Source organism: Pedobacter cryoconitis (assembly GCF_001590605.1).
GTDB lineage: Bacteria > Bacteroidota > Bacteroidia > Sphingobacteriales > Sphingobacteriaceae > Pedobacter > Pedobacter cryoconitis_A.
In genome coordinates, this window is sequence record NZ_CP014504.1 from 2,084,018 (window position 1) to 2,097,596 (window position 13,579).

The 13,579-nt window shown below is 37.0% G+C and carries 11 protein-coding genes; 5 read left to right on the forward strand and 6 right to left on the reverse strand.

What is annotated here, in order from left to right; all coding sequences use genetic code 11:
• Positions 1–65 precede the first annotated feature (65 nt).
• From AY601_RS08945 to AY601_RS08970, 6 genes are all read right to left on the reverse strand, one after another.
• Positions 66–443 (reverse strand): hypothetical protein, encoded by a 378-nt coding sequence (locus tag AY601_RS08945; protein ID WP_068399482.1) that lies wholly within the window; start codon positions 441–443, stop codon positions 66–68.
• Positions 444–806: 363 nt separating this feature from the next.
• Positions 807–1,073 (reverse strand): hypothetical protein, encoded by a 267-nt coding sequence (locus AY601_RS08950; RefSeq protein WP_198163654.1) that lies wholly within the window; start codon positions 1,071–1,073, stop codon positions 807–809.
• A gap of 400 nt (positions 1,074–1,473) precedes the next feature.
• Positions 1,474–2,271, reverse strand: coding sequence for a hypothetical protein (locus tag AY601_RS08955; protein ID WP_068399488.1), 798 nt, complete (start codon positions 2,269–2,271; stop codon positions 1,474–1,476).
• Positions 2,272–2,850: 579 nt separating this feature from the next.
• Positions 2,851–3,765: a helix-turn-helix domain-containing protein gene (locus tag AY601_RS08960; protein WP_068399491.1), complete on the reverse strand. Its 915-nt coding sequence runs from the start codon at positions 3,763–3,765 to the stop codon at positions 2,851–2,853.
• 19 nt (positions 3,766–3,784) lie between these two features.
• A complete protein-coding gene (locus AY601_RS08965) occupies positions 3,785–4,522 on the reverse strand; it encodes an SDR family oxidoreductase (protein ID WP_068399494.1) in 738 nt (245 codons plus the stop codon).
• 13 nt (positions 4,523–4,535) lie between these two features.
• Positions 4,536–5,513, reverse strand: a complete 978-nt coding sequence (locus AY601_RS08970; RefSeq protein WP_068399497.1) for an aldo/keto reductase — start codon at positions 5,511–5,513, stop codon at positions 4,536–4,538.
• Between the two features lie 554 nt (positions 5,514–6,067).
• On the opposite strand from AY601_RS08970, the gene AY601_RS08975 reads away from it, so the two are divergent.
• From AY601_RS08975 to AY601_RS08995, 5 genes are all read left to right on the forward strand, one after another.
• Positions 6,068–7,924, forward strand: coding sequence for an acyltransferase family protein (locus AY601_RS08975; RefSeq protein WP_068399500.1), 1,857 nt, complete (start codon positions 6,068–6,070; stop codon positions 7,922–7,924).
• A gap of 328 nt (positions 7,925–8,252) precedes the next feature.
• The gene (locus tag AY601_RS08980; protein ID WP_084359173.1) at positions 8,253–9,167 is read left to right on the forward strand and encodes an alpha/beta hydrolase; all 915 of its coding nucleotides are present in this window, start codon (positions 8,253–8,255) and stop codon (positions 9,165–9,167) included.
• Positions 9,168–9,210: 43 nt separating this feature from the next.
• Entirely contained in the window at positions 9,211–11,610 is a 2,400-nt protein-coding gene (locus tag AY601_RS08985) for a glycoside hydrolase family 127 protein (RefSeq protein ID WP_068399503.1), read from the forward strand.
• 125 nt (positions 11,611–11,735) lie between these two features.
• Positions 11,736–12,947 carry an ImmA/IrrE family metallo-endopeptidase gene (locus tag AY601_RS08990; protein WP_068399506.1) on the forward strand — a complete coding sequence of 404 codons (1,212 nt, stop codon included), beginning with the start codon at positions 11,736–11,738 and terminating at the stop codon, positions 12,945–12,947.
• 2 nt (positions 12,948–12,949) lie between these two features.
• A complete protein-coding gene (locus AY601_RS08995; RefSeq protein ID WP_068399509.1) occupies positions 12,950–13,444 on the forward strand; it encodes a hypothetical protein in 495 nt (164 codons plus the stop codon).
• Positions 13,445–13,579: the final 135 nt, after the last annotated feature.

Below are 13,579 nucleotides of genomic sequence, written 5' to 3' on the forward strand. Positions count from 1 at the left end.
TTACCAAACTCGACAGGATTAGAGCGTTGCCAGAATTTGGTAATTACAGGGATGTTTTGCGGGATTTAGGCAATGAGAGCGGCTAAGTTTTCAACTTTTACTATCGCTCCTTCTGTTCTCCATACCTCATCAAATTTAAACTTGTAATTTGCAGTGTTTTGGTTCTTCCCATCCAGTGCGATTAAAATAGAACCAATCAGGGTATCCCATTCATAAACACGAAGAGAAATAATGATTTGGCCATTCAGGTTGTGGATGGATCCATTTACGATAAAATCTTTGAGGGCTCGTTTGCCTGCAGCAAAGGTTCCTGTACCTGCTACCCGGCCACGTTCGCCAGCAAGATGTAAAACAATAACAGGGGCATCACTAGTTTCAGGCTCCTGAACACTTCCAGCAGAAACTACTAAGCGTTGTTGATAAGGTTGTTCTAAAAATTTCATAGTGTTAATTTGTTAAATTATTTATACTCTAATATATGGATAATTAACTTCCAATAAAAATAAACACAATTACCTGTATTTAAACTTTTTGAATACAGATACATGATATTTTATTTTAAGATAAAGACATCGCAGAACGAGCGCCGTAAAATCCGTCGCTTCTCTCGCTTCCAGGAGAAAATCCGCTTTATATTTGCTCTTGCTCGCGGATGTCGTCTATTAAAAAAAGTAAGCCTCCGTACTTGGTACTGAGGTTCGATTTAATGGTGATTATGATTTTCTTTACCATGTGTTTTATGTTTAAATCTACGTTCAAATTATATGTTTTATTTTACGCTCATTTCTAGTTTATGATCTACTCATTCAGGCCTCACATAAGATCCCTGCATTCATCAGACTCAGTCTGATATGTACTGCCTTTTCCACTGGCATCCTCGATGACCAGCTATTCACCATGTCCCCAAACACCTGTTGATGACCGATCCCAAGCAGTAATGGCGATATTTCCACTTCAGCATGAAGGCAATTGATACAGTGATACCTGCCTTTAAAATGACACAGGTTAGAAGACCGATCCAATGCGTAACAATAAAACTGGTAAATACTATGTACAACCACTTGAAGATCCAAAAAATGTAGATAAAAGACGTCCAGAGGCAGGCTTACCTCCCATTGAAGAATATGTAAGCCGATGGGGGCATTAACAGGAATATTGAACATTATAATAAGGACCTGTATCTCTATCAATTGACATACCTGAGATAGCTTCTTTCAGATTGAATTTAACCGCTTCTTCATCGGGCCATACAGTTTGTTGACAGATTGGTACCCTTTACTCACAACCTCACTAATAGCACCTAAAAACTGGTTATTAAGCAAAATTTATTAACGTTGATCAATTTGTGATCTGACTGGTGGCTTACTGGTTTTTTTGGGCAAATTTTTCATTACATCCAACGTACGCCACCTGGCACCGATTACTGTTCCTGCTTTTTCTGAGAATTCACCAAGGATTCCAGCTGCTGCAAAATTAACCGAAGTTCAAACCTGGCATTTCCATCCATGAATGATTATCCTGATTGGTAAAAGTGCCGGGACTTAAGATTGCATCGCATATGACTGCGGGATTAAATGATTTACTATTTAACAAGGTAATACCATTATAGAAACTGAAAAAAAGTACAGCGATACTTAGACAACCGTCTGGAATTTTAAAAGAAAAATCAATCAGATTTATTAATTCTTCGTTTTTTTTAAGGGTAATGCTATATTTTTCCGGATTAAGAATTCTTTTACCATCTTTCAGCCGGATTAATCCGACTACGAATGTTAGTTTGCATTGAGTTGCATGCTTTGGAAAACGCAATTTTGGCGCGTTATCTGACTCATCATAAACAATCTTCATAATTCCCTGATTGAGTTCGATTTTCGGTTTTAAATTCAAAATCTTTTTTACAGGAGATTTAATATTAAATTCAAAACCGGCTAAATTACCAAAACTGTTTCGCTTAAAAAGGTATCCCTTTTTTGTGGGATTCTCACATGCTTTAAGGGCTGTAGTCAGCGCACTGGTGAATCGAAAAGCATAACTTGTTTCGTTCATTCCACCAAGCGTATTATGAAATATGCCTCTAACATGTTTTCCAAGCATGCTACTTTTACCAAAATTCTCTGATGCCTTTTTGGTTTCCACTGTTTGTTTCATTGTGCCTGGCACAGGTCTTTTTGAAACAACCTGTACCCCATTTACTACTCTAAAAATGAAATCGCCCAGGATTCCCTTTAAAAATTTACCGTCGAAAGTTGCCATAAATATTTGTTTTTTCATCAATGTAAAGCATTTTTGCTAAAGAGTATCATCCTAAGCAGGCAATGTCCATAATTGTCCGCAGCTGTCTGCAATTGTCCGTAGTTGTCCATGTTCTGGTCAAAGGAAAAATTATAAAGTTCATCAGTCTTCAACTAGTCATGCTTTGTTTGTGCCTGAGTGGTGGTCGGTGTAAGACCAGGCTTTAAACAGCTTTTAAGCGTAGGTACTCCAAGTCTTTTCAACTAGTTGTTTTTACTTGGACTTGCCATGCTCTCACGTTACTTCAGCATTGCTCTTACCCTAACGAGTACCCGACCAGTACTCAGGCAGTACCCGGATGTTGCAGGTCAAAAACATTAGTTTGATCAGGATGACTTATATCAAGTGTGAGGGTTTGAAAACTGGCTTTCCTGAAGTTGTCGACTTCAATAAATTTTAAAATTAATGTTCTTCGATTGCCCGCGTTTTTGGCCTTTTAAATTTTAAGGTTTTTGGGAGGAGCTCACATTTGAATTCTCGTCTTCTAAATCAGTTCGAAAAAAAGGGAGGGTTATAAAACTAACATAGCGGTTTTTACTCATTTGCTTTCTGCCGCCTTTAATTAAACGAATGTCTGAACTCCAAAGGCGAAAAATTTGTCTTTGTCTTGAAAAGCTTGCTAAACGATTGTGAATGTTCAAAGCCCAATTCATAAGCAATTTCCGAAACGGAAAGATTTGTGGTTGATAATTTTTCTTTAGCTTTTTCTATGATTGCGTTCTGAATGTATTGTTGTGTATTTAGCCCTGTCAATGAACTCAACATGTCACTCAAATAGCGTTGCGATAGCTTTAATTCTGTACTGATATATTTCACTGATGGCAAGCCGTTCTTCAGACTGTTTTCTGCTTCAAAATAGCTGTTTAAAAGTTCATCCAAAGAAGTTATGATGTCGTGATTGATTGCTTTCCTGGTGATGAATTGCCTATTGTAAAAGCGATTGCTGTAATTCAATAACAATTCTATTTGTGAAACCAACACATCCTGGCTGAAATTGTCAATATTGTTTTCTAACTCGTTGGCTATAGTAGCAAATAAATTGGCTATGATTTCTTTTTCTTTTGCCGATAGCAATAAGGCCTCTGAAACATCATAAGAGAAAAATCCGTATTGATTTATTGTTTTTCCTAATGGATAATTCCGGATAAAGTCCGGATGAAAATACAAAGCGATACCTTCATAGCTTTCTATGTCTTCCGGTGGAAAAACAATTTGTTTTGGCTTCAAAAATGCTAGTCCGCCCTCTTCAAAATCGTAATATCCCTGTCCGTATTTTATGTGTCCTGTGAATGTAGGCTTAAAGGAAATCTTGTAAAAATCAAGACTTACTTTTTGCCCTTTTGGAAACATTTCAATCGAAACATTATTATAATTAACCAATGTAATCAGTGGGTGCAATGGCGCAGGAAATCCCAACACCCGCACCAATTGTGATATACTTTTAATGTGACTGATGTTAGCTTGTTGTTGCATTTTTCGTTTACGAATTTAATCAATTTTGTTTTGACGGACGAATAACAATATCGCCAATTTCAACATCGTCAGGTTGACTTATTGCATAAATTACAGCATTGGCAATGGCTACGGGATCTATGGCAATCTGTTCCATTCCTCTTTGAATAGCTGTTTTCATTTCTTCGTTTTTTATATTGTCAGCAAAATCTGTTTTCACAAATCCGGGCGAAATGCCTGTAATACGTATGTTTCCGTCTGACTCCTGGCGAAACGCTTCTGCAATAGTTCGAATGGCATTTTTAGTTCCTGCATAAACGCCCTGCATTGGGACAATCTTTATTCCTGAAGTTGAAATAATATTGACGATATGTCCGGATTGTTGTTGTTTGAAAATCGGAATTGCAGCCGCCATCCCGTACAAAACACCTTTGAGGTTAATGTCAATCATTTCTTCCCAATCATCAATATCCAACTCGTCAATACGGCTTAATTGACTGACACCTGCGTTGTTTACAATGACATCTAGTGCTCCGTATCTCTCAACTGCTGTATTTACAAACCGGACTAAATCGACTTTATTCTTTACATCAATTTTAGCATAGGTGGCTTCACCACCTGTGCTTTTAATTTCTTCAACAATTTGTTGTAATTGGCCTGTTCGCCTTGCACCCAAAACAACCTTTGCACCGTTTTTTGCTAATTCTATTGCAATGGCTTTTCCCATTCCACTACTTGCACCTGTAATAGCAACTACTTTTCCTTTAATATTTTGCATTGAGGTCAGCTTTTTATTTGTCTATTTGTTTTTCTAAAAATTCAGGATAGCGGTCGCCTGCAAGTGTAATTCCATTTACCGTTGTATCAATCTTTGCAAGTTCATCGACTGTTAATACAATATTTATACTGCCAATGTTTTCCTCTAAACGATGCAATTTTGTAGTCCCGGGGATGGGTGCTATCCAAGGCTTTTGAGCTAACAGCCAAGCTAATGCCAATTGGCTGGTTGTAATATTTTTTTGTCGGGCAATTTCTGAAAGCGCATCTACTAAAGCCAGGTTGGCCTTTATGTTTTCTTCGCTGAAACGAGGAATAATGTTTCTTCTGTCGATATCCTCTAATTTTTTGTTTATTATACCTGTGAGGAAGCCTTTGCCCAAAGGACTGAATGGAACGAAACCAATTCCTAACTCTTCTAAAGTAGGTATAATTTCATCTTCTGGCTCACGCCAAAACAATGAATATTCGCTTTGTAATGCTGATACAGGTTGAATTGAATGTGCTTTTCGGATAGTTTTAGCGCTTGCTTCCGATAAACCGAAATATTTCACTTTACCCTCTTGTATCAGGTCTTTCACTGTTCCTGCAACATCTTCTATCGGAACATCAGGGTCAACTCTGTGCTGATACAGCAAATCAATATAATCTGTTTTTAATCTTTTTAGAGCTGCTTCGGTTACTGCTCTTATAGTTTCAGGCCTGCTGTCTAAACCTACTGCTGGTCTGGCATCTTTACACCCAAATTTTGTGGCTATTACTACATCTTTTCTATAAGGCTGTAATGCCTCGCCAACAATTTCTTCATTGGTGTAAGGCCCATAGGCTTCTGCGGTATCAAAAAATGTAATACCTCTTTCAACGGCGTTGCACAGTAGTGTGATGGCATCTTTTTTATCAAGACCTTTGCCATCCAAAAAGTTTAAACCCATACAGCCAAAGCCTAATGCGGAAACTTCTAACCCGCTATTTCCTAATTTTCTCTTTTGCATAATTATTTATTTAATTATTTCTAAAACTGACTTAAATTTCTAGTACAAAATTCTTGATTGCCGCGCTATAAAAAGTAGTTGGATTGGTAATTGTTGTAGTCAGATTTTCAAAAGTTTTTTAAACACTATAAATTAGTCCGCTACTTTATCTAACGATTTGATGGCTGTCAGATCATCGGCAGACAACTCAAAGTCAGATACATTGAAATTTTCATCTGTGCTGATTTCGGAATAACCATGACTTCTTTTTGGATTATTATCAATAATACGCCCCTTAATTACCTGATATAAAGTCTATTACAAGAATCAGCGTTAGCACATGATAAAAGTGTTATTGCCGAGGTTTCATCTGTTTAGTTTTTACATACCTAATACATTGTTTATCTGACGGTTTCTATTAGATAATTAATGCATTGTCCTCCTAACAATAGAGAGTAATTATTCTTTATATTTAACAAAATCCGCTTAATTAAATCACTGATTTAAAATCAATAATGACAGATCACGCGTATTCAATTTATTTATAAGCAAGTCATATACCCTCTCTCATAATAATGAATCAAAAAGGAATATACAGAATTGATATTCAATCAATCAGAGCGATAGCTGTTATATCAGTAGTTATTTTTCATTTTAATAAATTTTTATTACCAGGTGGTTTTATTGGAGTAGATATTTTTTTTGTGATTTCTGGATATTTGATCACATCAATTATTATAAAACAAAAAGAGAACAATACCTTCCGTTTTAAAAAATTCTACCTCAACAGAATTAAAAGAATTGTCCCTGCTTATTTGTTTTTACTGTTGTTTGTTACAGTCTGTACCACAATATTATTTATAGGTAAAGACTTTTCGAATTTCAGAAGTATTTTAGCAAATTCCATCATATTTAACAGCAACAATTATCTACCTGTTGCAATTAATGACTATTTTGGTGCCAGGGCCGAACAAACGCCGCTATTGCATACCTGGACATTGTCTGTAGAAATGCAATTTTATTTGATGCTACCTATTGTTTTGATTTTCTTACCTGGAAGATTTAATAAGTACATTTTTCCAATTATAATTATATTACTTACTGCATATGCAGCCTATAAAATCCGGCTTGGGGACAAGCAAGGAATGTATTTTTCTTTATTAGCCAGAATCCCGGAATTTCTTTTAGGATCTGTAGCGATTTTATGGAGATTAGAGGAAAAAACGTCAATTAGAATGCGTAATATTTTAAGTTTGACAGGTATTACAGCAATAGTCTTCAGCTTTATTTTTATCAGTGAGGCCTCAGATTTTCCTGGTTTTTTATCTTTAATACCTTGTGTTGGAAGCTTATTTATTCTAATATCATGTGGAAGCTGGTTTAACAAGATCATTTCTGCAAAACCAATAGTATATATTGGAGAACTATCCTATTCAATTTATTTATGGCATTGGCCAGTACTTGCTTTTCTTAGATACTATTCAGATAGTTATATTCTAAATTTAAATCTGACAATATTTGCGTTAACAGCTATTGCATGCCTTTCATGGCTATCTTACAGGTTCATCGAAACTCCTTTTAAGGATTTAAAAGAAAACAGGAAATTCTTTATATTTTTCATACCACCCGTTATTTGTCTGATTTCATTAGGCTTTTTATCAAAATCTATTAATAGCAAAATATTTATTACTACAGATGAAGTCACATCACCAAATGCATTAGGACTAGAAAACCACAGTAAAGGAGATAGAATTATTATCCGCGGAGATACAAGTAGTGCTAAAGAATTACTTTTAATTGGTGATAGCCATGCATTACATCTCAATCCTTTTTTTGATGTCATAGGTAAAGCCCACAATTTTAAATTTAGAAGTATCACGTACGATACATTTATTAACATCCCTACATTCGATATAAAGAGCACTCAAAGCTCTATACTCCAAATTGATAACTGGAATAAACAGCAGAAGATATTAAAGCCTATTATTAATAAGTCTAAAATTATTGTTATTGCAGGGCTTTGGAAAGATAAAGGCCAGGAAGAGATTAAAAGTCTTGAAAATTTTTTCAAAAAAATCTCCAAAAATCAACAGCTTATAATTGTTTCAGACGTCCCTCATTTTTCTGGAAATCCAATTAAATATCAACGATTTAAATATTTAGGGTTGCCTGTAATTAATTCTTTCAATGCGCTATATGATAAAGATGATTATAAAAGGCTATTCATGATCAAGAAAAAATATCCTAATGTTCATTTTCTAGATTTGAGGAATAGTAAGCTCTTTAAATTAAAGGATTTTCCGTTCTGTAATGGGACTTGTCTATATTATGACAATAGTCACTTGAATGCTATTGGATCTAAATTATATGGTAAAGCTGAAGATAAAAAAGTGATGGTATTATTAGATCAATTATTCAAACAAAGTCTTTAGTTACCCTTATCAATTGCCTTCCTGATAGCCCAAAGGGAAGCTTACTGGCTAATTTAAATATTAAATTACTGGCGGTCTAAAAAATGGAAGCTCCTTTCTTGTAAAATAAATAAAATTAAAGGGGGTAACATGACCTGTATTTTATATTTAAAGGAACAGGAGCCGAATTATTTAATTTTTACTAGTGGAAATTTAATAAATAAGTAGTAAATTATCCTGGGCAAAAACCCATATGAATTGTAGATTGTAGCCAAAGTTAAATAGTTAATGGCCTGGAAGGAATTTCAGGCATTAATTGACTATAAATAAGTAACCAATAAAACCAAATATGATTAAATTAACCAGACATTTACGCATTAGAGAAGTATTGCTGGTCGGTGCTTCTTTCTTGTGCAGCACCCCTATTTTCTCTCAGGGAATCGTGGCATCAGCTGCTCCGGGTTTTGATGTAGCAAGCACTTCCATAGCACATGGTCAAATAGATACCATAAGTTACTATTCTAAAACTGTCGGTGTCAACAGAAAAGCCATAACCTATACCCCGCCTGGGTATTCAAAAAACAAGAAATATCCTGTTTTATATCTGCTTCATGGTATTGGAGGAGATGAAAAAGAATGGTTAAACGGAGGTAAGCCCCAGGTTATATTAGACAATTTGTATGCGGCTGGCAAACTGGAACCGATGATTGTTGTGATGCCTAACGGACGTGCCATGAAAGACGATCGTGCTACCGGCAACGTGATGTCGCGAGATAAGATCGAAGCATTTTCTACTTTTGAAAAAGATCTGCTCAATGACCTGATCCCATTTGTAGAAAAGAATTTTCATGTGTATTCAGACAGGGAACACCGTGCCATCGCCGGATTATCAATGGGCGGAGGGCAATCTTTAAATTTTGGTTTAGGTAATCTTGATAAATTTGCCTGGGTTGGCGGATTTTCATCAGCTCCTAATACAAAATCACCAGAACAATTGGTGCCTGATCCAAAAAAGGCAAAAGAAATGCTGAAGCTATTGTTTATTTCGTGTGGTGCCAGTGATAATCTGATCGTAAATAGCAAACGTACCCACGATTATCTGGTAAAAACTGATGTTCCGCACATTTATTTTATTGAACCTGGATTTCATGATTTTAAAGTATGGAAAAACGGATTATATCTATTTTCTCAGCTGTTGTTTAAGCCGGTAGATCCTTCTACCTTTTCTAAATATAATGTTACAGATAGCCAGGCCATCAAGTAACATGAATATGATTCACCCTATATCTGTTAAACTATAAAAAACAATGAGTAATTATTCTTTGAGTACCAGGGTCTGCAAAATCGCAATCGCAATATGTTTTTTCTCTGTACAAATAAATGCGCAGGAAAAGCTCTATCCAAATACATTTCCGTTGGATCAGGTTAGTTTGACGAACGGACCTTTTATAAAAGCCAGGGATCTTAATATTAAAACACTGCTGGAATACGATGTAGATCGTATGTTAGCGCCATACCTGAAAGAAGCTGGTATTCCTGTGAAGAAAGCAAGCTATAAAAACTGGGAAGGATTAGATGGACATATCGGGGGTCACTATTTAACCGCCATGGCGCTTAATTACGCATCTACAAGGAATGCCGAGTGCAAACGCAGAATGGACTACATGGTTGCAGCACTCAAAGCTTGTCAGATCAAGAACGGCATTGCTTATCCTGACTGGGGTGTTGGTTATGCAGGTGGAGTTCCCAATAGCCGTGAAATATGGCCGGCATTTAAAAAAGGAGATTTTAAAGCTTACCGTACTGCCTGGGTTCCATGGTACAATGTACACAAGATGTATGCGGGATTAAGGGATGCTTGGTTGTATGGAGGTAATCAGGATGCGAAAGACGTATTTTTGAAGTTTTGTGATTGGGCAATTGAGGTAACATCAGCACTATCTGAAAAGCAAATGCAAGCTATGCTTGATACAGAGCATGGGGGAATGAACGAAGAATTGGCAGATGCCTATCAAATCACCGGCGACAAAAAGTATCTGGTTGCTGCAAAGCGTTTTTCCCATAACCAGCTCTTAACCCCAATGGCAGCGGGCCAGGATAATCTGGATAACAAGCATGCCAACACACAGGTGCCAAAAGCTATTGGATTTCAACGCATAGCTGAACTGAGCCACGATGACCAATATACGAAATCCAGTAATTTTTTCTGGGAAACAGTCACCAGCAACCGTACGCTTGCATTTGGTGGGAACAGCAGACGTGAGTTTTTTCCGAGTACAGCAGCCAGTGCAGATTTTGTGAATGATGTGGAAGGACCTGAATCCTGTAATACCTACAATATGCTTAAACTTACAGAGGGCTTATTCAGGGAACAGCCCGATGCAAAGTATGCCGATTTTTATGAGCGTGCATTATACAACCATATTTTATCGACTCAACATCCTGAGCATGGAGGATACGTTTATTTTACGCCGGTAAGACCAAGGCATTACAGGGTTTATTCTGCGCCAAATGAGGCCATGTGGTGTTGTGTAGGAAGTGGCATGGAGAATCATGGAAAGTATAACGAGTTTATCTATACGCATACCAAAGATTCATTGTATTTAAATTTGTTTATCGCTTCAAAATTAAACTGGAAGGAGAAAAATATAGCGTTAAAACAAGAGACTTCTTTTCCTGACGAAGAGCAGTCTACACTGACCATTACAGCAGGATCTGCAAATTTCACATTGATGCTGAGGCACCCATCGTGGGTAAAAGAAGGTACTATGCAAATTCTGATTAATGGTAAAACAACACCCTATAAAAAACTTCCTTCCTCCTACATCGGCATTCAGCGAAAATGGAAAAAAGGGGATGTGATCAAGGTAATCATGCCAATGCAAACTACAATCGAGCAAATGCCAAACGTTCCGGAGTATGTTGCCATTATGCATGGTCCTATCATGCTGGCTGCAAAAACAGCAACGGAACGATTGAAAGGATTGGTTGCGGACGATAGCCGTTGGGGGCATATTGCTAGTGGCGAGAAGCTTCCTGTTGACAAAGCACCTATCATTATTGAGGATAACACATCAGCAATTCCGGGAAAGATCGTCCCTGTAGCCGGGCGTCCGATGACTTTTGCATTCGCCAATGAAAAAATTATAAATTCAGAGACATTGGTGCTCGAGCCTTTTTATCGTATTCACGATGCCCGGTATATGGCCTATTGGATGAGGTTAACTCCGGCACAGTATGTTAATTACCTGGATTCAGTTGCAAAAATAGAAGGCGAGAAACTGAAGCTGGATCAAAGAACTGTGGATTTTGTAGCACCAGGCGAACAGCAACCAGAAGTTGATCATGCCTTACGTCAGGAAAACTCCCGTACCGGTAGCAATGCTGATGAATTCTGGCGGGATGCCAATAACGGAGGATATTTCAGTTATAACATGTCCACTCAGGGACTTACTGATTTATCACTTAATGTCAGGTACCAGTTTGCCACAGTAGCCGGGAAAAAGTTTGAGATTTATGTTGATGATCAGAAGCTTAAAGTAGTTGATCATATTGATGAGACAAGGAAACATGGTTTTTATCATGAAGAATACCTTATTCCAGCAGCAATGCTAAAAGGTAAACAACAGGTAAGAATAAAATTTCTTTCGGTTTCGGGAAGGGATACAGCCCCGGTTTATCGTGTCAGATTGGTTAAAAATAATTAGGCACCATTTAAAATAATATAGTAAATAGATTGATCAGTCACGCAACAACAAATGTTATGTAAATTTACATAACATTTGTTTCTTAAGTTATTTAATGCTTATGTTTGTTGTGTAATTTTACATATATGAATGATCAAGGTTTTATTAACGAATTTTATAAGCTCCTCAACCCTGTAGATCCTTGGATTGGAGAAACAGACAGTTTAAAAGCACTTTTCGAGACCAAGCTTCAACAATATGGATTGACGACCAACCAGGCAGAAAAATTACTGTCAATGCAAAAAAGAACACTTGAAGGTATATTGGATAGATCTGCAAAAAGAGTAGATGTTGTGAGTTTGCTCAAACTAGGACAGTTTTTAGGATTGAATACAGATGCCTTATTTAAAATCTACCTCAAGGAGGCCTCACATGATATCGTTGGCGAGCTGGAAGATGCAAAAAGGAAAAGTTTTATCGTTTCGAATTTTGACGTCAAAAACCTTCATAAATCCGGCTTTATCAAATCAAAGAGTGATTTTAATGAAATTGAAAAAAGGATCGTTAATTATTTCGGGCTTAACTCAATTTACGAATACGCAACAAAAAGTTATATACCGGCTTTCAGTAAAACAAAAAGAAGTGCAAACCTCTTGATGAAAGAATTCTGGGTACGTTCCGCATATTCACATTTTGAAAAGATTAACAACCCAAACTCCTTTAGCCGCGAGGCATTAATTGACTTGATTCCCAAAATCAGGCCTTATACAATGAATGTTGAATCAGGTTTAAAGACCGTTAGTCAGGCTTTGTTTAACGCCGGGGTAACCGTAATCTACCAGCCGCACTTACCAACTACCCAAGTGCGGGGAGCTACTTTTGTGATTAACGGAAAACCAAGTATAGTACTTACTGACCTAAATCAACGCTACGCCAGCATCTGGTTTGCACTCATGCACGAGTTATACCATGTGTTGTATGACATGGAAGAAATTGAAAAACAAACATTTCACCTGACTGGAGAGCCAGATTTATTCCTTTTACAGGAAGACCAGGCAAACGACTTTTCCCGGGAGTATCTATTTGGCAAAGAAAAAGTCAAATATATAAGGGCTTATATTGATAGTCCAGTCGTGGTTAAGGAATTCGCAAAACAAAATCAGGTTCACCCTTCATTGATCTATAGCTATTATTGCTTTGACATTGAAGCGGAGGGAAAAGGTGGCTATTGGGCAAAGTACGCTAACTATCAACCCGACATAAAAAATGCACTTCGGGAACTTAACGTCAATACTTTTGATAAGGATAGTATCGACGACACCATTAAATATTTAAATGACTATATTTTCAACATCTAACTATGGCAAAAAAAAACGTGAATACCGGCAAAAAGTCTAAGGCGGAATTAGCCAAGGAAGAAGAAAAACTCAGAATACTAGCTAAAACTGATGAAGTTAAGGGTGAGCAGCTTGTATTTACTATCGATGGTGAGACCAAGACGCAGCCGGAAATCAAAGACTTCAGTATACTCAACACCGAAAATCCAGAACAGAAATTTGATCTCTATTACAAAGGCATACAACGGTTGTTAATTAGTAATCTGCCAAAAGGAAAGTTCCATAAAATAGCCAGAAACTATATCTACGAAGAAAAAAACACCTTTTTGACTCGGGGTAAGCGGATTGATAAAAAAGGAATTCGTGGAGCCGATGGCCGTATGGGCTACATAAGTGACGCAGAAGAAATGCTGCAGATCGTAATGGACTGGATAATGCAGAACGGATCAATGGTTGAGTTATATAATATTATAAGGGATTTGAACGTCAGCAAGGGCTACGGCACTCCCCAACCCTAAGTAGAAGCTCGCACCTTATTCCAAAACCCCGCTTTTTGATAGACTCAGAAGACGGGGTTTGTTTTTATGGAGAATTGACTATAAATACCAGACACTTTCATTCCATAAAACGGAAATTTTAGGCAAAAAATAATC